A 21,387-nucleotide genomic window follows, 5' to 3' on the forward strand; every position below is an offset into this window, starting at 1 on the left:
TTATCAGTTATCAGTTATCAGTTATCAGTTATCAGTTATCAGTTATCAGTTATCAGTTATCAGTTATCAGTTATCAGTTATCAGTTATCAGTTATCAGTTATCAGTTATCAGTAATCAGTTCACCGTTTACTATTCACAGCAAAAAACTACCCAATTCATAATTGATAATTGATAATTCATAATTCCCACACCCTACACCCCACACCCTACACCCCACAACCCTTGGATTGCGTATCTTTAACAAAAGCGGGTAATATTTTATACCCAGAAAAAGTGTACTATGCTGACGTGAAAAAACCTGAGTTTTTGCTAACCTAGAAATAGCTCTAATCAGAGCCAATATCTTTGGGGGAAGCTTAGAGATTAATCTAGTTAAACTGACTCATGACGTTATCTTATTGTCGTCTGTTGCCTATTAGCTTTCAGGTGATAACTCGGAGACAGGGAATTAGTACAAAAGTTCAAATTTCCTCTCCGCAGCCCCAGCGTTCCTGTGTAGTCTTAACGAGTAATTTTATCCCAGAGATGTTATCGTTAAAGCGGTCAAATGTCCGAACGTCCTAGGGGATTTTCGGGAAAGAGCATTTGCCCTCTCGTAATCTCAGATAGAACCTTATGACTCAATCAATTGAAGATAAAGCTATGGCCGATGCTGATGTATCAAATTATACCACAAATAAAATAATTGTCTCTAATTGGATCGCTCCTTGGTCGAAAGGCAATCGGAAAAACCCGTCACCGCAACCAAAATGGGATTTATGGCAACCGCTGCGGCAACGAATTGACCGACTAGAGATTAATACGCCTGCACTAGCTCACAGGATTTGTCGTCTAATTCCGGCTCAATGTCCCTTTGCCAGGAAAATTACTCTATTTAGCTGGACAATTCTAGAGATTCCGCCCCTTTGCAAGCTAAATCCCCTCTACGAAAACCTGATGATGTTAAGATTTCGCGCTCTTTCTTACCTGGCCGATGAATGTGGAGAGGATATCGGTGCTTACTGCTAAAATGGGAGAGTGTCTTTAATCGCCACACCTATGGCCATCATCGCTCTGAAAGCTTGGTATCTGGACAAATACGAACCTATCCGCGAGGTTGTCAAACGTCCCCACGACTTGCGCTTAAGTCGCAATAGTCTCTTAAAATCGGGTTTAAGAGCCGATTTTCTCGATGATAGTCTGACGATACAGGGTTCTGTCTGGTTCCAACGCTATCTAGAAGGGGAAAGGGTGGAATTTTACCTCGAAGGTAGTGGCGGTTACGTCATCTCGAATATTGACCTGATTTCCCAAGAAATTTACTTTACTAAACAGGACCTCAGCACTTGGCTGGATCCCGTCATTTATTTTAGCTCCCAAAGCCAATTTAAGGACTCTAGCACCGCTTTAAAAACAGTTTTGACCGAAACCGTCGAAAATCTCAATAAACGCTCCCGTTTGCCCTTAATCATGGCAGAAACGCCCCGAACTGAGGGCAATGTCACCCGGTTGAGTGATAGTCAATTACGCCAAATTCGCAAAAGTTTATTATTTATTGCCGATGCTACAGCGATTAGCCAAAAGGAAACGGAATTACTGCCCAGTCCCCTAGTGGGTGTAGAATTAGGTTATGCGATCGCTTGTAAACAGGGCGGACAAATTCTGCTAACCTATCAAAATCGAGCGGAATTAAAGGGTAAACTGGCTTTTGACCTGCCAAGCTACCAAAAATTAATTTTCTCGGACATTAGCGAACTGCGTCTCACTTTTCCGCCTTTAATGGCAACTTTATTACAAAAATTCAATCTGATTAGTTAAAAAAAATGAGTAGAAAAGCCGACGAGTACGCCGTACATTTGTTCTTAAGCAGTGGACATCGCGAGGAGGTCCGTTTTTTGACTATCCAAGAATTTCAAAAGTGGTACAGTAACGAATTAGTTCCGAAAGCCGATTCCCAGGATTTTATCAATGTTCCGATCAGAAATATCCAAGGGGAATATATGGTTTTACGTCCGGCTAGTATCGTCGCTATTCGCGTGGAACCCGTCTTTTTTGGCAGTGTGGAAAGAATGTAATTTGTCGTTATCGCTAAAAAAGATGGTTAGATGGAGAGAATTTCAGAGATTATTGATAATTCTCTCAATATCAGCTTGAATTTGATTGCTGACTTTGCCTTGCCAGCGTTCTTTTAATTCCCTTAATCCCACTTCTGCGTATTGACAGATCTTATCTAAAACTTCTTTGCCGTCCTTGGGTTGAGGATAGGAATTCTTTTTACAGATAATATAAATTCCTGCGGTTAAAGCTAAAATAACTTCTCGATCGATTTGACTAATAGTAATTAAATCTTGTCGATTGCTCAGAGTGGTTCCGTAGATACTGAAGTCTTGTTTAATGGCAAAAGCAGCGGCGAACAAATAAGCATCTACCATGCGCTCAAAAGTTTTATTATCTTTTAGTACCTGTAGATAATTTCTGGAAGTTTCCGAGGCATAAATCTTCAAACTGTCATCGATTCTCTGCATTAGTAACTCTCCATCACTTCAATCACGGAAGCATCTTCATCAGCAGCCAAACGGTGTATTTTAAAAATATCGGTAGTGTAGGGAAGCAAGAGATTTAAAAGTGGATCGGGAAGATCGCGATCCGTTGCTAAAATAACTACTTGGGAGTTTAAATTAGGGAGAGAGTTAATAATATTTTTTCGATGTTCTTCATCTAAATTTCCAAAAGGTGTATCCATAATTAGGGGAACACAATTATCGGTTATTTGATTTAAACCAGTGATAAAAGCAAAAGCTAAAGCTTCCTTTTCTCCCGCACTTAAGACATCGGGATTTAATAATTTTCCCGTGATGGTACGGATTCCTAAAGTGTATTCGGGAGTGATTTCTACTCCTCTATATTCCTCTGGTTTGTTGGTTACTTGTAAATAGCGATCGCTGGTTACTTGATTAATCATTTTTTGGGAATTATTGATATGCCATTCGATTAATTCGTTAGTGGCATTTTTTAAACCTCTGGCCATTTTAACCTGATTAGATAACATCAGTGTGGTTTGATTTTCACTAGCTAAAATTTCCACTTCTTTGCGTAAATTCTCTAATTGCTTTTCTTTGATTTCAATGTCCTTTTGCAAGCGTTCGATCCTTTCTTGTATCCTCTCAACATTTTTACCAGATTCGCCAACTTTTCGCCAAATATCATTAGCTGATTCTTGATTTATTCCCGTGGTTTCCTGTTTTAGCTGTTTAATATGTTGATTAATTTCTTCGATTTCTTCTTCTAAAAGATCTCTTTGTAAAAGCAATTGACTATAATTGCTAAATTTGGCATTATCTCGGATAATTCCCTGTAAATTAATTCTAATTTCGTCTTTTTCTATTCTGGTGGCGTTGTCCACTTCTAGGGACTCCAGTTCGGCAATTTGTTGAAGGATAAAGTCACGAGAATTTTTGTCTAAACAACGACCACATAGACAGCTTTCATCGTCAAGTATTGCTTTTAAAACTGCTGTAGAATTAGTTTTATAGGTGCTTTTTAAGCTAGTAACTTGCAAATCGTCAGCCATTTCCTGCACAAAGTTAATCAGCAAAGGTATCGAAGCTTTTTTTAACCAAGAATCGATAGACTTTTGCAGGTTATCTAACTGAGTTTGTAAACCGATACGCTTTTTCTCTAAGTTATGAATTTCCTCTAATTTTTCTCGTAAACTTTCAATCTGAGCAGCTTTTTCTTGAGCATCATGATGGATAATTTGAGCATTTTTTTCCTCATCTTTAGCATTTTTACGCTGACCTTTTTTAAGGTAAATTTCTTCTTCTAATTCTCGTAATTGTTGCATCTTATCTTTAAAAGCTTGACTGGTTCCCTTTGCTTTATTTAAACGGTTTTCTAGTTCTTGTAAGGCTTTTTCTGTATCATCGCGTAGATTTCTTAATTCCGGGATACCCAAAACTTTTTCAATTGCTTCTTTTGCTTCTTTAGTTTGGGTTATCTGGGTATATTGTTCAATTTTTAAGCCATCAAAACAGAAAAAATCTCGAATAGATTTAGGAAGCAATGCTTCGATATATTCCCTAGAGTTACTTGCTTTTATGGTTCCATCTTCATAAAATAATGCTTCCTCTACGCTGGGATAAGAAGTGATACCATTATCTTTTAATTTCGCTGTGCGACTGATAAAGTAATTTTTCTCGTTTCTAGTAAAATTTAATTCTACCCGCATTTCTCTTACTGATGAAGAATCATCCTTACCTCGATAAAAATAGGTTTTCAGAGTCTCTTTAGATACAATATCTCCCCCATAGAGACACCATAAAATCCCTGTCATCAGAGAAGTTTTACCGTGGCCATTATTACCGAAGATAATCTGAATTTTTCTGTCGGGATGCAGGTTAAAAGTAATATTTTGACTAGGATAACATTTCCAATTAGTTAAGCGAATTTGTTTCAGTCTCAAAGTCATAAGAACTCTTGTAAAAATCAAAAATTTTGTGGTTGGGTAGGAGTCAGTAGCCAGTAGTCAGTAATCAGGAGAATTAAGAATGAATAATAATCAATTAAATGGTTTATTTAGAGATTTTATGCAACTTAATATTTATTTTTGTCGTTTTTAAACTAAGTGGGTGGGTGGCATTAAATATAAGATGAACGTAGGTTGGTTTGAAGCATGAAACCCAACGCCTGATCATCTTACGCTACCGCTAACCCATCCTACAAATAATTGTGCCTCCCTACTTACCAAAAATAAATTATGCAAGAGAGCTATAAAATTTATGATTGTGAGGAGTCGGTATATTTTTCGATAAGTTCGACAATTTTAGGTGATAGCCGCCGATTTTTGAGAGTAATTTTTTCTACTTCTAAAGCCATGGCTTCCTCCAGCAGTTGGGCAGGTATCTCATATTTTTGTGCTAGTTCTTTAATTTTAGCAGTTATGTCCATGAATTTTTTGGGGGTTGGGGAGTGGGGATTGTCAAGTCTTAATGCTTATTTGGCAAGAGATACCTTGATGATGATAAATTTTATAACAGATCTGAGTAGGTAAGGCCATAGTAACTTAATTCTTGGACTAATCTGTTGATAACTGTAGCTTGATTGCTGGCTGCCCGGGCAAAATCAATAACTCTTTTGATCTCCGATGCAATTAATTTTACCTCACCATCGCCCCAAGGGGGAACCACCAAGACATCGATTAAAGTCGCTTTCTTCTTTGCCACGGCTGCCCGGAGAATTCTGCCGCGACGTTGAATAAATTGACGAGGAGAAGCATCAGCAGCGAGGATAATTCCCTGACTGACTTGTGGGATATCAACTCCCTCATCGAGACATTTTACCGCCACTAATGCGTCAAGATTTCCCGAAGATAACTGTGATAATAACATAACTCGATCGCTGTCTAAGGAACTATAGCGAGCGACTCTTTTTCCCTGACGCGCCAATCGGGTACTAATAGCAGTTGCTTGGGCAATATCGGCACAATAAATTAATGTTTGTTCTAAGGGATGTTCAGCCAGAATACGATCAATTATAGTTAATTTTGCCCCCGCTGCTTTAATTAATTGCGCCCGTTGAATTAATAAACAATTCACTGCTTTACTGTCTTCTTGGGTAAATAAGCGAGCAATTTTTGCCGTTAACTGACGATATTTTTCCTGTTCTTCTTCTGCGAGATAGGTGACATAAACGTGATAATCGTACTCGCACAAAATACCCTGCTGAATAGCTAACTCTAACCCGTATTCATAGACAATTCCCCCAAAATAATCTAAAACTTTTTCCGTACCGAGTTCATCGTAGGCACGCAAAGGAGTTGCTGATAAACCCAAACGATAACTAAAATCATCGCGTAAAAGACGCTGATAAACTCCCGCACCAGTAGCGTGAACTTCATCGGCAATTAATAAAGATTCTTTTGGCAAACCTCCCGCATCAGTAATTAAATCACTAACGGTATTTTTAGCTAACTCTCCATAGGTTCCCACCACAATTACAGGATATCTCTGAGAGGGCAATTCTTGATGATTAATTAACCGTAATTTGCGAAATAAAACCTCACGCCAAGCACGAGAATTACCCATCGCTACCACAGGAAAAGCATAGGTAGTTCGACAGTTTAATTCTTTCACCCACTGCTGGACTAATTCTTTAGTGGGTACAGCGATAACAATTAATTCCAACCTTGATAAACCACTAGCGGCAGCCAGGGCTGTAATCGTTTTTCCCGCCCCTGTTGCCATGGCGAGTATCCCCTGACATTTGGCTTGTTTCCATGCACTTATTGCCTCAATTTGACGGGGCTGGGGTGTTATTTTTAGAGGAGAGGATAACTGATATTTGCCGGTATCGGCGGCAACTTTAAAAGTTTTTTTGCTACTGCTATCGGGTTCGGTAGTTGGCGGAAAATCAGGACGAAATTTTAAGAGAGATTGGGCTGCTGCTGCGGGAAAATCCCAAATATCTAGATGGGGAGTTTGATTGTGCCAGAGTTTTTCAAAATTATCAATTTTTCTCTGAACTCTTAGCTGTTCCTGAGATTGCCAAGAGCGAAAAATATCGATACACTCGAAATTATCCTGTAAACTGCTGTGACTTTCATTCGCAGAACCAGTAAAAGCGATCGCATTGTCAAAAGCATCAATAAATAGGCCTAACTTTTCATGATATAAGCCAAAATTAACTAAGTTTTTGGGAATGGCTAATTTAATTTCTAAGACTCCCTGACTTAATAACCAAGCTAAACAAGCAAAACGATTTTTAGTAATTTCGTCTAAGTCAATTTCTAGAACTGATAATAAAGATTTATTAATCACTTCTTCCCTTTGCTTTAATCCCTGGCTAATGGCCTCGATATCTTCTTTCGAGAGATAGGGAGAAGCAATTAAACGCATTTTTCCACCTCCGCGAATTAAAGCGGTTAATCCTTTAGCTAGAGAGACAAGGGAAGAACTAGAAAAAAAGCCGACTGCTCGACAATAGAGGGTAGATTGTGCTAAACAAGGTAGATAAAAATCGGCAATGAGATTATGGCGATCACTACGGTATTCTTCTAATAAGTCTAATTGTTGTAGTGGCAATTTAAATTCCTCCTCGATCTCGTTTTAGATCATAAATAACTTTTTCATAACACCAGCTTTTACTGCGTTGGGGATTTCTCAATCTAATATTTAAAAGCAATCGAGTCGCTAAAGCTTTATCTCCATTCACGAGGGTTAAAAGTTCTCTTTCTAAGTAGAAAAGTTTAGGCTGACTGATTGGCAAATTTTGACGATTATTTTTAGAAGTAGCTCTTTTCGGTTTAGTGGGGGATAAAGATACGGTATCGACTAACCACCAGATAGCTACAGCTAACCCCAACAACAGCACCCCCATAAAAGAGTATAAAACGATGCCTAGTAAATTCATTAATCAATTCCCGTGTTTGTTAATGATCAAGATTTTAGGCTAATCTACCGGCTCTTCTCGACTTTGTGTGATAATTTTTGCTTATGGAATCGTGAAATGCTTATCGGGTAACACTTTTAGGACTATTTTGTCGAAGAAACTATCAGTATAGACCTCGTTTCCACACAGAAACCAGAAGAGCCATCTACCCCATACAAAAACACCATAAAAGCTAAAATAGATAGCTGACAGTGATTCTGAACACAATAGCAATATAGACTAAACCGCCTTGTATTATCGTCTTCTTCTTGATTTTAATACCCTAGAAAACGGGTTAATTGCCCTAACATCTGAACAAAGTCATTATCTTAAAAAAGTTGTTCGTTTAAAATCCCATGACCGTTTTATTGCCCTAAATGGACAAGGACAAGCGTGGTTAGCAGAAATAATTGATAATTCGGCCCATCTTTTAGAAGCGATAAACGAAACTAGCGAACTACCAGTACAAGTGAATTTAATGGTAGCAATTCCCAAAAATGGCTTTGATGATATCGTTCGCGCTGCCACCGAATTAGGAGTTTATCGGATTATCCCGCTGCTAACAGAACGCGGTTTAGTTAATCCTAGTCCTCAAAAAATTGAACGTTGGCGAAAAATTGCCCGGGAAGCTGTAGAACAATCAGAAAGACAGATTATTCCCATTATCGAAGAACCACAACCATTTTTAGCAATCCTTAAGCGGGGAGCTAACCCACAGACAACTTGTTATATTGGTGTTACCCGTAGAACAGTGGCCCCGCTACTTTCTCAATTACAAACATCAACCGAGATAACTATTGCCATCGGACCGGAAGGGGGATGGACGGAGGCAGAAATAGAACAAGCGCTCGCCGCTGATTTTCTACCTGTATCACTGGGAAAACGCATTTTGAGAACAATTACCGCTCCCTTAGTGGCTCTCGCTATCATTAACGCCTATTTAGACAGCTAATTGATTGGAGTTTCTATGATCAAAGAAATTGCTGAAGCGATCGATCGTCAAGACTATCAAACTGCCGCCCGTCTTGTCAACGACTTCCAGACCCTAGAAAACGATAACCCTTGGCTGAAATTCTACCAAGTGCGTTTAAGCGAAATCAAGGGAGAAATCGGACTAGCAGGGCAAGAATACCGAAAAATGTTGCAATTTACCGCTAATCCTCAACTTGTCGCCCAAATTCGTCAAGGAATCGCCCGCTTAGAAGCGATTGAACGGGTGGAAGTGGAACAGCAACAACAACAGCGACAGGCTGCCCTCGAAAAAGCCAAAACCAACCCTAGTAATCGAGAAATGGGGCTGTTAATTCTTGAACCGGTGGCTAACGAAGAAAAACAGCCCTTAGCCCAAAAATTTGCCCAAATATTTAAAATAGATGCCTATAGCGCCCGCTTACAAATCCCTAGCCGTTCGTGGCGCTTGTATCGAGTCGGGGCGATGGCAGAATTAGCAATATATGTTCACGACTTGCAAAAAGAAGGAATTCCCTGTTTTTGCCAGCCAATTACAGCGATTAACCGGCCTAGGGTCTATTTAGCTCGATATTTCCGGGCTATCCAACCAGAAGCCACCCTAGTCTATCAATCTTCCCATAGCGACCTAACCGCAAGTATAACTTTTGATTGGTCAGAAGTTACCGCCGTGGTAGAGGGAATCTTGCCGATTTTTGGGGAATGTGTCGATAGGGATGTGCGCCGCAATCAAGTGAGAAAAATTAGTATTCTTGATTATGCCCAGATTATTGATCTACATTTGAAAAAACAGGATTTAATTATCCGTATTTGCGATCGCAATTACCACTTTCAAGCGGGGATTACTTTTTCCGACCACCAACAAAGTCGGGAAAGACAGACCACCAATCGGGATAACTGGAATCATTTCGCTTCTTACCTAAAACAACAACTAGCAGCAGTTCCCCTGTGGTCAGATTTTCCAGCTTTTGCCGAAACCACCGCCGATTTTTACGAATTACTGCCTATGGTCAATCCCCATTTGGACTTATTACGCATTGAAGACACCTACTGGGACACCGCCTTTCAACTCTATAGCGCCCTCATCTTTCTCGAAAAAACTCCCCCTACCGCAACTTTATGACCCCTAGTAGCCCTTCTAACCCCTCTTTCGACTGGTTTAACCCCTCGCCCCAGCAAGACAGCGATTTACTGGCACAAATCGGCTTTATCCCCGGTTTCAAAGAATTTCTCACCCTGCGACAGGTTCACGCCTTGGAACACGCCACCGTCTGGGTATTAAGCGAAATGGCTGCCCGTCGTCAATCGCCTTTTGACCATTCCCCAGCGGATAACGAGGCCCTAGGGGGACTCTCCACCGATAGGGGTTTTTATCTCTACGGACAGGTTAATACAAGTGAACTACAGATTGCGGCCAAACAGGCACTCCATCGTCTCAAAAATGGCGAGGGGCAATTGGCATTACATCCGCGTTGTGGCACCAATTTATCGGTAACTTTAGCCTTAACCGCCGGCTTAGTCTTAGGAACTCATCTTATCTTCCCCAGAGGTCCGATTTCTCAGTTATTAGGCTTGGGTTTAGCCACCGCCACCGCTTTTCAAATCGGGCCAGATGTGGGAATGTCAGCCCAAAAATACCTGACCACGGCCATTCCCTTTAACTTAACAATCGTTAACATTGCACCAAAGGCAGACCTATGGGGACGTTCGGGGCATTTCGTGGCAGTGGAGTGGCAAGATTTGCAATAAAACTTAAAGTAAAAACCCTTTCGGCAAACTCGCTCTGATTGTAACCTGTTAACTAAACCCTAAAAAAAAAACAACACCTATGCCTGGAATCGAACGCGGAGCCAAAGTTAGAATCAAACGTAAAGAGTCTTACTGGTACAACGATGTGGGAACCGTAGCCAGTGTTGATAAAAGTGGTATCCTCTATCCCGTTATCGTTCGTTTTGACACTGTTAACTACAACGGTTTTAGTGGTAGCGCCAGTGGACTGAATACCAATAACTTCGCTGAAAGTGAATTGGAACTCGTTAAGGCTGCCCCCGCTAAGAAATAAAGCTGAGTAAAATTCGGCCTATCATCACTGACTGACTGACAGGAATTCTCTCTTGTCGGTCGGTTTTTTTATAGCTATCAGCCAATCAGTTATCAGTTATCAGTTATCAGTTATCAGTAATCAGTTATCAGTGAACAGTTATCAGTAATCAGTTATCAGTGAACAGTTATCAGTAATCAGTTATCAGTGAACAGTTATCAGTAATCAGTGAACAGTAAACAGTTTACTGATATTACATTTTGGGCGCATCGCTTGTGCGCCAACCATATAAAAACTGACTAATAAATTATCTAAAAGTCGCTTGAACCTTTAGCCAACAAGAGTTAATTAGTTTAATTATCCTAGATAAGTAGCTGGTTATAATTAAATTAAAAATAGATTTTAGGTTCGATCCCCCCCGCCCCCCTTAATAAGGGGGGTGCCGATCCCCCCTTAGTCCCCCCTTAATAAGGGGGCATCTGAAAGTTTTTAATACCTACCTACTTAAGTTCCTAAATGGCGAATACTTGACAAAATATATCAAATAATTTATCATATTATATGACCAAAAATCATGATAATGTGCTATCAACATAATCTGGTTTGAGGTGTTTAAAAATTAGTTTTTCAGTAATCAAATCTGGAATTTATGAGCATTTTAGAACTGATAGAAAAAAGACTAGAAGAAAACTTTGCCCTCCACGAACAATACCTAAACCCCCAGATGGTTAGGGTACTAAAAACGATCGGCTACGATCGCCACTACGTTAAAGCTGAAGGTCCGTACCTATTCGACAATCAGGGGGAAAAGTATCTGGATTTACTGAGTGGTTTTGGTGTTTTCGCCCTCGGACGCAATCACCCCAAGATTGTCCAAGCTTTACAAGAAGTATTGACGGCAGCATTGCCCAATTTAGTGCAATTGGATGCTTCTATCCTAGCGGGATTGCTGGCGGAACGGTTAGCAGCGATCGCACCGACCGGATTAGAACGAGTTTTCTTTGCTAATTCCGGCACAGAAACCGTCGAGGCCGCCATTAAATTCAGCCGCTACGCCACCGGACGCAGCCAAATTGTTTACTGTCAGGGAGGCTACCACGGGTTAACCATGGGTTCCCTTTCCGCCACCGGCGATCCCCATTATCGCCAGGGATTTGGGCCGTTTGTGGCCGATTTTAAGGAAATTCCCTTCGGCGATCTAGCTGCGCTCGAAAAAGCTCTAATTAACCAAGACGTAGCGGCTTTTATTACCGAACCGATCCAAGGTCACGGGGTGAGAATTCCCGAACCGAACTATCTCCCGGCGGCGGCGGCCCTTTGTCGTCATTATGGCACTCTTTTTGTGGCCGATGAAGTGCAGACCGGTTTAGGCCGGACTGGCAAAATTTGGGCTGTGGAACATTGGGGGGTAGAACCGGACATTTTATGTGTTGCCAAGGCTCTTTCGGGTGGTTTTGTGCCAGTGGGAGCGGTTCTCTGTCGTCGCTGGATCTTTGATCGAGTATTCGATCGCATGGATCGTTCTGTGGTCCACGGTAGCACTTTTGGTAAAAATAATCTGGCCATGGCCGCTGGTATTGCCACTTTACAGGTGATTGAGGAGGAAAAATTAGTCGAGCGATCGGCTTTGATCGGTCAACAAATTATCGCAGAACTACAGCCCCTCGTAGATCAGTACGAATGTTTGCAGGAAGTGCGGGGATTGGGTATGATGATGGCCTTGGAATTTGCCGAGCCGAGCAGTTGGTCACTAAAAGCCGCCTGGAAAATGCTAGAAACCGCCAATAAAGGGCTATTTTCCCAGTTAATCGTCGTTCCCCTCTTTACCCGCCATCAAATCCTCTCCCAGGTTTCCGGCCACGGCATGAATATCATTAAGTTTATCCCCCCCCTCACCCTCTCCGATGAGGATTGCCGTTGGCTTGTCACCGCCGTTAAAGATGTGGTCGCTGATGCACACCGCTTCCCCGGGGCCGCTTGGGAATTCGGTAAAACCTTGGCCAGCCAAGCTATCCGCCAAAAAACCGCCAAAAAATAGTTAATATGTCCAGTTTGTTTCATCCCCTCTGCGGTAGTAACCTTAGTACCCTATTACGTTTATTTTTGACCAATGGCGGCATCGATCGCCCCAATTTGGCCCCAGCAACCCTGGCGCTGGCAGTTACCCTGGCGCGACTGCCTTTTTCTACCCTAGAACGAATTTTAATGACAGGGTTTTATGAGCGCCGCGTGCAGGTAAAAGCACCCATTTTTATTGTCGGCTATTGGCGCAGCGGCACGACCCATCTCCACAATTTACTCGGTCAATCGGAGCATTTTGGCTATATTTCGCCCCTAGCGGTGGGATTACCCTGGGATATCCTCGGTATCGTCCGTTTATTTCAACCGCTGCTGGAATTAGCTTTACCGAGCGATCGCCATGTGGATAACGTTGCCGTTACTCCCAATTCACCCCAAGAAGACTCGATCGCCCTGGCCAGCATGATCTCCCTTTCCTACTACCATGGTTTATACTTTCCCCAACGTTTTCAGTATCATTTCGATCGAGGGGTTTTTTTTCAAGGCTGCAGCGAGAAAGAAATCGCCAATTGGCAACGTTGGCATACTCATCTATTAAAAAAAGTTTCCATCCACCAAAGAGGCAAACAACTACTACTCAAAAACCCCGTTTATACGGCACACATTGCCAAATTGCGAGCTATCTGGCCCGATGCTAAATTTATTCATATCTACCGCAATCCCTATCTAGTTTTTCCCTCAACCCGCCACTTTTTTACCCGCATCCTACCGGAACTAGCACTACAATCCTACGATAATTTATCTATTGATGTCATCGAGCAAGCGATTCTGAAAAGTTATCCCCTAATGCTTAATTCTCTCCTGGGAGATAGTGCCGATTTACCCGCCGATAGTTTTGTAGAAATTCGTTTTGAAGATTTGGAAAAAGATCCCCTAGCACAAATCGAGAAAATCTACGATCAGCTGCAACTTCCCGACTTAAAAATATCTATGCCTCGCTTTGAGAAATATATCAGCAGTCTGCAAGGATATAAAAAAAATAATTATCACCCAGAACCAAAAACGATCGAGTTAGTTGAATCTCATTGGATGCCATTTATTCAACGTTGGAATTATTATCAGTCATAAGTTATCAGTTATAAGTCATAATTACCGCTCTTTTATACCTTTTCAACAGGATTTAGTATAACTACTTCTTGCCTTTTGCCTATCCTAACCAAAAAATTAATTTTACACGACTACTTATGAAATATCTTAAATTTATCTTTCTGGGTTTAGGTTTTGTTTTACTAGGGGTAATTTTACGCCAAACAAATCTGCAAGAAGTTTGGCAACAAATCACTCTAGTCGGTTGGTGGGGAATAACATTAGTAATTATTTTTTATTTCCTAGAATTCCTCACCGATGTTTTTACTTGGCAACTAACTTTTAAAAGTATTCCTATCCAACCTAGATGGACAATTCGCCTATTATTAATTTACATGGTAGGGGCAGCCTTTAATCGCGTGACTCCCTTCGCTTCTTTGGGAGGAGAAGGTTTTAAAGCAGTGATGTTGAAAACTCACTATCAGATTAGCTATAAAGAAACCAGTGCCTCGATTATTCTGACCAAGACATTAAATACTGCTTCCCTTGTCTTCTTTGCAATTATCGGTTTTTTTCTGCTCCTAGCTTCCCCAAAATTCTCCAATTCTTTTAAAACTTTTACTGGATTAAGTCTCGCTATATTCTCCAGTTGTATCCTAATATTTTTCTTGATTCAGCGATTCCGTTTATCCTCCCGAATAGTTAATCGATTAGGTCATTCTTTTTTAGGCGATCGCCTAGCTAAACCTTTAGAAAATCTTCGCAGTGTCGATGATCGTTTAGGAGAATTTTACCGGAATCTGCCCCTATTTAGAAATGGCTTGATCGTCGGTTTTCTCAATTGGCCCCTCGGAGTTTTAGAAATTTATGTTTTAATGCAATTTCTCCAACATCCGATCAGTTTTGCCGATGCTTGGTTATTTGATTCTGTTGCCCAATTAGTGCGCGCTGGAACCTTTTTTATTCCCGCTAATATCGGTACTTTAGAAGGTTCTTTAGTGCTGCTGGGTGCTTCCTTAACTGGCAGTCTAGAATTAGGTTTAGCGATTTCTGTAATTCGCCGGGTTAAAGATATTCTCTGGATTATATTAGGTTTATTGATCTGGTGGTTATTTTCCCTAAGACCAACTTTACCCGATCGCTTTTCAAAATAATCTCAATCAGTCAACCTCTTGCACAATTAATGTACTCCTCACCCAACGGAAGATTTTTGATTTTTGCAAGAGGTCTATTATTATTCATTCTTAATTCTCCTGACTACTGACTACTGGCTACTGACTCCTAACCCTAACAACAATTTTTGATTTTTACCAGAGGTCTAGTCAACTCCCGATTATTCATCCTGTAATTTTTCGCGTACATTGCGAACAATCCGCGATAATTCACTCTTTTCATCGACGCTAATTTTAGTCGGAGAACCACTAATAATCCGCTCGTAATTGCGGAAAGAATCCTTGATATCGGCCCCGTCGTGACTGATAGTATATTCACGAATCCCTTTATCGTGCCAAGAACCGCGCATCTTAAAGACGTTAATCGCTCGCGACATTTCGCCGCGAATTTCCACATACTGCAACATTAAAATCGTGTCCGTAATCGTAGAAATATGGGATTCGGTGATCGAGTGCGCTCCCATAAATTGGTCGGTGGTATTGGTGAAAAATCCCGTAATTTCCTCCTGTTTGGCGTATCCTGTCACCCCGATCACAAATTGCCGAAAAGCATTATTTGTCACCCCGCGCGCGAGCGCCGATAGAGAATCAATAGCAATACGAGAGGGTTTAAATTCCGAGATTTCCGACTTAATCATCTGTAAATGGTCTTCTAATCCCGCCGATTCCGGGTAAGAACACAATAATTTTAATAATCCCTTGCGTTCCATCTCCTCAAAATCGATCCCCCAAGAAGAGGCATTTCGGGACAATTGGGCGCGAGATTCTTCATAAGCGAACAAAATCGCCCGCTCACCGCGCCGACAGCCTTCTTCCAGAAATTTACTGACTAAGAGAGTTTTACCCGTACCGGTTGCTCCTGTGGCCAAAATAATCGAATCCTTGAAAAAACCGCCTCCACACATATCATCCAGGGTTTTTACTCCCGAAGAAATGCGGACATTAGAAGAGCGCTGAGTTAAACGCATCGCACCGAGGGGGAAGATATTAATGCCATCATTGGTGATAGTAAAGGGATATTCGCCTTTCATGTGGGTTGTTCCCCGTAATTTGAGGATTTCTGCGGTTCTGCGTCGCCTTTCTCCCTCTAGGACGTTCCGCATAATTACCACATTATCAGAGACAAATTCCTCTACACCAAAACGCGCCACCGCTCCGTATTCTTCGATACGTTCCGTGGTCATAATTGAAGTCACTTCTAATAATTTTAACCGGGCCACGAGCCGAAAAATTTCCCGCCGCACCACTGACACCGCTTCGTACTGCTGAAAAACAGCAGTTACAGAGTCAATTGATACCAGTTTTGCTTTATATTTGGTAATTGCGTATTGAATGCGCTCGATCAGGGCCGAAAGATCAAAACTACCCACCACCTCTTGACCTTCCGGATCCGGAGAAGCATCGAGAATAAATAACTTACCCTGGTCAATTAATTCTTCTAAATCCCAACCAAAACTATAGGCATTTTGGATGATATCGGTGGGAGATTCTTCAAAAGTAACAAACAGGCCCGGATAGTCAAAATACTTGATCCCGTGGTAGAGAAATTGAACGGCAAGCAGGGTTTTTCCCGTGCCAGAAGTGCCACTCACTAAGGTAGTTCGCCCCATGGGTAAACCACCGTGAGTGATCTCATCAAAGCCTTCAATTAGGGTTCTAATTTTGCGAACACCTTTCGGTTTAATCGGTGGATTTGCTTGGCTATTAGAGTTAGATTGAGTCATTATTTATCCAGCGAGTATTTAAAGAGTAGGATTTTTATCTAATTTTTCCACAGAAACATATCGGGACTGACTAGACACTTTACACTATCTTGATTGCCATTGACTCTTGACTTTCCCATAGACGTACTAGATTACGCCCCGATCATTTCTCCTTCAATAAATATAACCCGTCTAATCACCTATTGCCGAAGGCCTAGCCATCATTTTCTCGTTCGCGAATTTCCTCGTACAGTAAGTCTAACCCGATTAGAACCTTCTCTCGATCGGACAAATCACCGATAATTTTCCGCACTGGGGGAGGGAGGACTTTCGCAAGGGTAGGAGTGGCGAGAATCTTGTCTTCCTCCGCTAGTTGCGGGTTTTTCAGCACGTCAATCACCTTGAGCGCATAAACTCCCTGAAATTCCTCTTCTAGGATATTTTTCAGGGTTTTCAAGGCGCGCACGGAGTTGGGGGTATTCCCGGCGACGTACAGTTTTAAAACATAGGTTTTTTTAAAGACGCTCATAGGTTAGGATCACAGGGGCTGAGGATATGAGTTCATCGCTATTTGTCTGGGATATTTTAATCTATTCCCAATAATAAATCATAAGGGATATCCTCGCGAGGTATGGAACGACGATACATTTCCCCCAAGTGAGCAAGGATATCAATGAGAGCGAGACGATAATCTAGGAGAATTTCCTCACTTCTGCCTTCTAATTTTAACTGTTGGGAAAATTCGTCCATTAACTCCATGTGAATTTCCAGAATTTGCGACACTGAGAGATCGGTAAAAAAGACATTATTAACCAACTCATCGATCGCTTGATTAATCGGATAATCCTGTTGGAAGTAATTTAAAATAATCTCCCGATAATCTCTTCTTAATTCCCGCAGTAATTCGTTTTTTTCCTCCGGGGCAAGATTGCGATAGAATAGCTGCGGGTTGCGTTTGTAGTAAACACCTAAATAGCCGAGTCTTTCTTTTAATTTTTCTGCTAAACGGCGCTGTTGTAGGAGGAGAAAACTGTGATTATTGGCCACGGGATTTGGTTGGTTAACAATCGTGTTACGTTCGGAAAAAGAGCAATTAGGAGCTAAATGGAGAAATCGAGCGATCGCTTGGTCGATTACCGAGGTGATGCTGTCTAATTCCTTGATGGTAATTTGTAATTCGGCACTATGATAGAGACAGGTGGGAGAGTCATTCGTCTCGGCACTGATCTTCTTGTCAGCGACAATGATCACTACTGGCAGTAAAATTCCCGCTTCGTAGAGTTGATTAAAAGTCGGCTGTAGGGAAGGATGAGAGACCACCAGCAAACAATCGATTTTTTCCTTCTCTGCCTCGATATTAGCCAGTAATTCGCTAGAAGAGGACCCCAAGGTTAGATTATAGCGTTCATTAGCCAATAAAGCCGTCAAAGAATTAACCAGCCCTAGGGGTGAACTCACCCCCGTTAAGGGTGAGTCCGTTGGGACAAAAGCATAAATAGTCAGTCTCGGAGGCAACGTTTTCTCACCCGCAAGGTAGATAGAAATTGACAAACAATAGGTTAGGCTTTCTCTGTTGAGAAGACAACCCCCCCCGCCATCAGCTAAGGGAAGTTAAAGTTAACCTTGCTTTTTGGCAGTGGGTATCGTAGTTAATTGTAATCAATGAAGCGGTTCTCTAGATGAGCGAGCATCATAATCAAGGTAAATTCCAGTTCTAGGACGACTAATAGTTTTGTCATCAGTTTGTTAATTATGCCCTAAAGTTACCGCCACCGCCCACCCAATTATCCCCATGCCTAGCGTTACCCTCAGCCTCCATCACTTTAATCAATCCGTCACTACCTGTGAATTAATTATTGACAGAACAAGTCTTTGCGATTTAATTAATACGGGCAATCCAGAAGCGATCGTGGTGGTGGATGAGAGGTATTGTCCCCTAGGACTGATTGAGAGTCAAGCCCTGATCGCTTACCTCCTCTATCAACAACAGCACCCCGAAATCAGAAACCCCTCCCCCAACTGTCTGGATCTGAGCGGTTGGCTGCGTCCGATTATCCCTCTTAACTCGCGCATGGCCGTGAGTAAGTTTCTGGCCACCCTGACGGGAGAAGCGCTCGCCTTGGTCCCTATTTTAGTGGATGCCCAGGGCAAACTGTTAGGACGCTTAGACACGGGCAAACTTCTCCAATTTTGTCTCGGGCGCTCGATTCTCGATGATCCTCCCCCGCAGCTCCGCACCAGCGATCGCATCCCCCCCCGCAGCGATCGTCCTCTGGAATTTCTAGAACAATTACCGCTGCCGCTGCTGCTCTATAGTCCAGAAGCAGGGATTTTATACCAAAATCAGGCTTGGTGTCAACAAATTGGGGCAGCTTTCCCCGCTAATATCGATAACTCTCCCTTGGCTTTGGTTAATCAACCCTTAACCCTCCCATCCCCCACTCCCCCCCTGTTTCCCCAGCGTCTAGAAACGCTGACATCGGGTTTAGCCAAGACTTGGCGACTGTTGTCCGCGCCGTTAAATTTAACGGATAATTATCCTTTGATCGAGAAAGCTTCAGGACTGTGGTTACTGTTAGCCACCGATATCACCGAACAACAGCAATATTGTCAGGAATTAGCGGTTAAAAATGCCGATTTAGTCCATTTAAATCGTCTTAAGGATGAATTTCTCGCCTGTGTTAGCCATGAGTTTAAATCCCCCCTCACTGCCGTTATCGGTCTCTCCAGTCTGCTGCGGGAACAAAAAATCGGTGAACTTAACCCCCGACAGTCCAAATATGCCGATTTAATCTATCGCAGCGGCCGCCAGTTGATGGCTCTGGTCAATGATCTCCTCGATTTAACCCGCCTAGAGACAGGACAACTAAAATTAACTTTATCTAGAGTCAAAATCGATCGCCTCTGTCAACGGGTGTACGATATCATCGTCGATAAGTATCCCCAACGTCTCGATCTCCCCGGCAGCTATCGTCTTGACATTGAATCGGGGTTAGATTATGCCCTGGCCGATGAAGCCCGTTTACAACAGATGTTAGTGAATTTGTTAGATAATGCGGTTAAATTCACCATTGATGGCGGTAATTTCGGCATTAAAGTCAATCGTTGGGAAAATTGGCTGGCTTTTACCGTCTGGGATACGGGAATCGGTATTCCGGAAGAATCCCAGCATCTGATTTTTCAGAAATTCCAACAGCTAGAAAGTCCTTTCACCCGTCAATTTGAGGGCGCAGGTTTAGGTTTAGTCCTCAGCCAAAAATTAGCGCGTTGTCACGGTGGCGATCTATCTTTTGTCTCCAGGGCCCAGGAAGGCAGTCAATTTACCTTACTGCTGCCGGTTCATCCCCAAAGTGCCGATCAAGAGTCCGCCACTCCCCAGCGTCTGGTGTTGGTGGTAGAAGCTAATCCCCAAGTGATCGAACAATTTGTTGATCGCTTGAGTGAATTGGGATTAAAAGCTATTATCGCTCGTAGTGGCACTGAGGCGATCGAAAAAGCCAGGCAGTTAAAACCCCGTTGTGTTTTTCTCAATCCCAATCTACCCCTCTTGTCCGGTTGGGATGTGTTAACGCTGCTCAAATCCCATCCCCAAACCAAAGATATAAAAGTTATTGTCACCGCCGCCGATTCTGAGCGCAACCGCAGTCAACAGCAAGGGGCCGATAGTTTTCTGGTTCCGCCGATCACCTCGGCAGCCCTGCAAGCTTGCCTGAATCTGACTGTTTCCCCTGTTTCTAGCCGCAAAAGGCGCACTGCTCCGACTCTGCTCCGTTTACACGGCCATTATGCCCCCAATTTCTCCGATTTATCTTCCTTTAGCTGGATTTGGAATAATCAATTAGTTCGGGAAAATTATCGTTTTATCGAGGCCGATAGTTGCGAACAGGCGGAACTTTTAGCTACTGTCTGGGAGGTGGACGCTATCTTAATCGATAGTTCGATCGCGGAAGATTTATACTCTTATCTGCAAACCTTGAGCGAGTCGCAAACCCTAGCTAATTTACCCCTAGTCACCCTTGATGTGGCTGTCACCGAGGTGGCCAATCAAATCCCCGGTTTAGCCGTTTTTCCCTGTTTGGCCCCCCCGACGGAAAACCGCATCGAACAGCTATTAAAGGTAATCGAGACTGCTGATCTGGCTTTTTCTCGCCACAAAGAACGGTAAGGGGGAAGTAGTGGCCGCGCCACGCCCCCAACCCCCCCGTTGGGGTAGGGCTGTTTCGTTCTCGCAAATGTCATTCAATCAAATCCTTATCTGGCAAGGTTTTCAGTCAATTTCTCAGAACAAATATCTGAAAAATTTTTAAAATGCCTTGCTTTGCTTGCCCCGTAAGCGATTGAAGACAGACAAACAAGGAATCAAACTAGAGAATGAATCAGCCCTACTACCCGTTGGGGTAGGGCTGTTTCATTCTCCCATGAGAATATCAAAAGTAAAAGCGATCACTGTCAGGTAAAATGAGAAGTGAACGCGAACTTTTCAAACATATGTTGAGCTTAATAGAAAAACTGAAACAAGTCAAGGACTTTCGGAAAGATCAAGGAAAAAGACACCCTTTATGGATAGTATTAGTAGTAATAATACTGGGAACAATGCTAGGATACTCAGGTTATAGAGAACTAGGAGAGTTTGCTAAAAATAATCGGCACAGGCTGAGTAAAGAATTTAACATAATTCCAGAAAGAGTCCCATCCTCTTCAACAATTAGAAGGGTGATGATGGGAGTTGATGGTCAGATTTTGTTAAAAATGTTTAATGAATGGGCATTAGAAGAATATGGACAAAGAAGTGATATAAATTGGCTAGACATAGATGGAAAAAGTCTCAAAAACACTCTAAAGAATCCTAACAATGAACAACAAAATTTTATTATGTTTGTCTCATTGTTTAGTCAAGAAAGTGGCTTGGTATTACACTTAAAAAGAATTGAAAACAAAAAAGGGTCTGAAATCGACGAAGGTCAAGCTATAATTGAGGATTGCACTCTCCAA

Annotated in this window: 20 protein-coding genes; 12 read left to right on the plus strand and 8 right to left on the minus strand. The window is 42.2% G+C overall.

The annotated features are described in order from the left end of the window. The first annotated feature begins 616 nt into the window (after positions 1-616). The 3 genes from H6F92_RS17505 to H6F92_RS17515 are packed head-to-tail and all read left to right on the plus strand — an operon-like array spanning position 617 to position 2,055. On the plus strand, positions 617-1,009 hold the full coding sequence (locus H6F92_RS17505) for a Mo-dependent nitrogenase C-terminal domain-containing protein (RefSeq protein ID WP_190358883.1): 393 nt from the start codon (positions 617-619) through the stop codon (positions 1,007-1,009). Between the two features lie 30 nt (positions 1,010-1,039). Beyond that, positions 1,040-1,798 carry a hypothetical protein gene (locus tag H6F92_RS17510; RefSeq protein ID WP_190358884.1) on the plus strand — a complete coding sequence of 253 codons (759 nt, stop codon included), beginning with the start codon at positions 1,040-1,042 and terminating at the stop codon, positions 1,796-1,798. 5 nt (positions 1,799-1,803) lie between these two features. After that, complete coding sequence (locus tag H6F92_RS17515; protein WP_012266136.1) at positions 1,804-2,055, plus strand: hypothetical protein; 252 nt, start codon at positions 1,804-1,806, stop codon at positions 2,053-2,055. A 42-nt stretch (positions 2,056-2,097) separates the two neighbouring features. Here H6F92_RS17515 and H6F92_RS17520 read toward each other — a convergent pair whose 3' ends face one another. The 5 genes from H6F92_RS17520 to H6F92_RS17540 form a co-directional block, all read right to left on the minus strand. After that, the gene (locus H6F92_RS17520; RefSeq protein ID WP_190358885.1) at positions 2,098-2,505 is read right to left on the minus strand and encodes a hypothetical protein; all 408 of its coding nucleotides are present in this window, start codon (positions 2,503-2,505) and stop codon (positions 2,098-2,100) included. Beyond that, a complete protein-coding gene (locus H6F92_RS17525; protein WP_190358886.1) occupies positions 2,505-4,448 on the minus strand; it encodes an AAA family ATPase in 1,944 nt (647 codons plus the stop codon). Before H6F92_RS17525 ends, H6F92_RS17520 begins: the two co-directional genes overlap by 1 nt. Positions 4,449-4,756: 308 nt before the next feature. After that, positions 4,757-4,927: a hypothetical protein gene (locus H6F92_RS17530; protein ID WP_190358887.1), complete on the minus strand. Its 171-nt coding sequence runs from the start codon at positions 4,925-4,927 to the stop codon at positions 4,757-4,759. 80 nt (positions 4,928-5,007) lie between these two features. After that, positions 5,008-7,059, minus strand: a complete 2,052-nt coding sequence (locus tag H6F92_RS17535; RefSeq protein ID WP_190358888.1) for a DEAD/DEAH box helicase family protein — start codon at positions 7,057-7,059, stop codon at positions 5,008-5,010. A 1-nt stretch (position 7,060) separates the two neighbouring features. Beyond that, positions 7,061-7,387 (minus strand): hypothetical protein, encoded by a 327-nt coding sequence (locus H6F92_RS17540; protein ID WP_002734273.1) that lies wholly within the window; start codon positions 7,385-7,387, stop codon positions 7,061-7,063. A 268-nt stretch (positions 7,388-7,655) separates the two neighbouring features. On the opposite strand from H6F92_RS17540, the gene H6F92_RS17545 reads away from it, so the two are divergent. From H6F92_RS17545 to H6F92_RS17575, 7 genes are all read left to right on the plus strand, one after another. Next, complete coding sequence (locus H6F92_RS17545; protein ID WP_190358889.1) at positions 7,656-8,357, plus strand: 16S rRNA (uracil(1498)-N(3))-methyltransferase; 702 nt, start codon at positions 7,656-7,658, stop codon at positions 8,355-8,357. Between the two features lie 15 nt (positions 8,358-8,372). Further along, complete coding sequence (locus H6F92_RS17550; protein WP_190358890.1) at positions 8,373-9,497, plus strand: tetratricopeptide repeat protein; 1,125 nt, start codon at positions 8,373-8,375, stop codon at positions 9,495-9,497. Beyond that, positions 9,494-10,123 carry a DUF6391 domain-containing protein gene (locus H6F92_RS17555; RefSeq protein ID WP_190358891.1) on the plus strand — a complete coding sequence of 210 codons (630 nt, stop codon included), beginning with the start codon at positions 9,494-9,496 and terminating at the stop codon, positions 10,121-10,123. Before H6F92_RS17550 ends, H6F92_RS17555 begins: the two co-directional genes overlap by 4 nt. A 79-nt stretch (positions 10,124-10,202) precedes the next feature. Further along, positions 10,203-10,436 (plus strand): photosystem I reaction center subunit IV, encoded by a 234-nt coding sequence (locus H6F92_RS17560; RefSeq protein WP_045361194.1) that lies wholly within the window; start codon positions 10,203-10,205, stop codon positions 10,434-10,436. 628 nt (positions 10,437-11,064) lie between these two features. Further along, positions 11,065-12,453 carry an aspartate aminotransferase family protein gene (locus tag H6F92_RS17565; protein WP_190358892.1) on the plus strand — a complete coding sequence of 463 codons (1,389 nt, stop codon included), beginning with the start codon at positions 11,065-11,067 and terminating at the stop codon, positions 12,451-12,453. 5 nt (positions 12,454-12,458) lie between these two features. Beyond that, positions 12,459-13,562: a sulfotransferase family protein gene (locus tag H6F92_RS17570; protein WP_190358893.1), complete on the plus strand. Its 1,104-nt coding sequence runs from the start codon at positions 12,459-12,461 to the stop codon at positions 13,560-13,562. Positions 13,563-13,678: 116 nt separating this feature from the next. Continuing rightward, positions 13,679-14,674 (plus strand): lysylphosphatidylglycerol synthase transmembrane domain-containing protein, encoded by a 996-nt coding sequence (locus H6F92_RS17575; RefSeq protein ID WP_190358894.1) that lies wholly within the window; start codon positions 13,679-13,681, stop codon positions 14,672-14,674. 179 nt (positions 14,675-14,853) lie between these two features. Here the strand turns inward: H6F92_RS17575 and kaiC are convergent, their stop codons facing one another. From kaiC to H6F92_RS17590, 3 genes are all read right to left on the minus strand, one after another. Continuing rightward, positions 14,854-16,416, minus strand: coding sequence for a circadian clock protein KaiC (gene kaiC, locus H6F92_RS17580; protein WP_190358895.1), 1,563 nt, complete (start codon positions 16,414-16,416; stop codon positions 14,854-14,856). Positions 16,417-16,609: 193 nt separating this feature from the next. Next, complete coding sequence (gene kaiB, locus H6F92_RS17585; RefSeq protein ID WP_002800410.1) at positions 16,610-16,924, minus strand: circadian clock protein KaiB; 315 nt, start codon at positions 16,922-16,924, stop codon at positions 16,610-16,612. A 56-nt stretch (positions 16,925-16,980) separates the two neighbouring features. Next, entirely contained in the window at positions 16,981-17,910 is a 930-nt protein-coding gene (locus H6F92_RS17590) for a circadian clock protein KaiA (protein WP_190358896.1), read from the minus strand. Between the two features lie 277 nt (positions 17,911-18,187). On the opposite strand from H6F92_RS17590, the gene H6F92_RS17595 reads away from it, so the two are divergent. Beyond that, positions 18,188-20,560 (plus strand): ATP-binding response regulator, encoded by a 2,373-nt coding sequence (locus H6F92_RS17595; RefSeq protein ID WP_190358897.1) that lies wholly within the window; start codon positions 18,188-18,190, stop codon positions 20,558-20,560. Positions 20,561-20,883: 323 nt separating this feature from the next. Continuing rightward, positions 20,884-21,387, plus strand: a 504-nt coding sequence (locus tag H6F92_RS17600) for an ISAs1 family transposase (RefSeq protein WP_190358898.1), incomplete at its 3' end; no start/stop codon positions are given.

This window comes from Microcystis wesenbergii FACHB-1317, from assembly GCF_014696875.1.
GTDB lineage: Bacteria > Cyanobacteriota > Cyanobacteriia > Cyanobacteriales > Microcystaceae > Microcystis > Microcystis wesenbergii_A.

Coding starts and splice junctions, on each gene's coding strand:
- H6F92_RS17505 (WP_190358883.1), top strand. CDS start 617: ATGACTCAATCAATTGAAGATAAAGCTATGGCCGATGCTGATGTATCA.
- H6F92_RS17510 (WP_190358884.1), top strand. CDS start 1,040: ATGGCCATCATCGCTCTGAAAGCTTGGTATCTGGACAAATACGAACCT.
- H6F92_RS17515 (WP_012266136.1), top strand. CDS start 1,804: ATGAGTAGAAAAGCCGACGAGTACGCCGTACATTTGTTCTTAAGCAGT.
- H6F92_RS17520 (WP_190358885.1), bottom strand. CDS start 2,505: ATGCAGAGAATCGATGACAGTTTGAAGATTTATGCCTCGGAAACTTCC.
- H6F92_RS17525 (WP_190358886.1), bottom strand. CDS start 4,448: ATGACTTTGAGACTGAAACAAATTCGCTTAACTAATTGGAAATGTTAT.
- H6F92_RS17530 (WP_190358887.1), bottom strand. CDS start 4,927: ATGGACATAACTGCTAAAATTAAAGAACTAGCACAAAAATATGAGATA.
- H6F92_RS17540 (WP_002734273.1), bottom strand. CDS start 7,387: ATGAATTTACTAGGCATCGTTTTATACTCTTTTATGGGGGTGCTGTTG.
- H6F92_RS17550 (WP_190358890.1), top strand. CDS start 8,373: ATGATCAAAGAAATTGCTGAAGCGATCGATCGTCAAGACTATCAAACT.
- H6F92_RS17555 (WP_190358891.1), top strand. CDS start 9,494: ATGACCCCTAGTAGCCCTTCTAACCCCTCTTTCGACTGGTTTAACCCC.
- H6F92_RS17560 (WP_045361194.1), top strand. CDS start 10,203: ATGCCTGGAATCGAACGCGGAGCCAAAGTTAGAATCAAACGTAAAGAG.
- H6F92_RS17565 (WP_190358892.1), top strand. CDS start 11,065: ATGAGCATTTTAGAACTGATAGAAAAAAGACTAGAAGAAAACTTTGCC.
- H6F92_RS17570 (WP_190358893.1), top strand. CDS start 12,459: ATGTCCAGTTTGTTTCATCCCCTCTGCGGTAGTAACCTTAGTACCCTA.
- H6F92_RS17575 (WP_190358894.1), top strand. CDS start 13,679: ATGAAATATCTTAAATTTATCTTTCTGGGTTTAGGTTTTGTTTTACTA.
- kaiC (WP_190358895.1), bottom strand. CDS start 16,416: ATGACTCAATCTAACTCTAATAGCCAAGCAAATCCACCGATTAAACCG.
- kaiB (WP_002800410.1), bottom strand. CDS start 16,924: ATGAGCGTCTTTAAAAAAACCTATGTTTTAAAACTGTACGTCGCCGGG.
- H6F92_RS17595 (WP_190358897.1), top strand. CDS start 18,188: ATGCCTAGCGTTACCCTCAGCCTCCATCACTTTAATCAATCCGTCACT.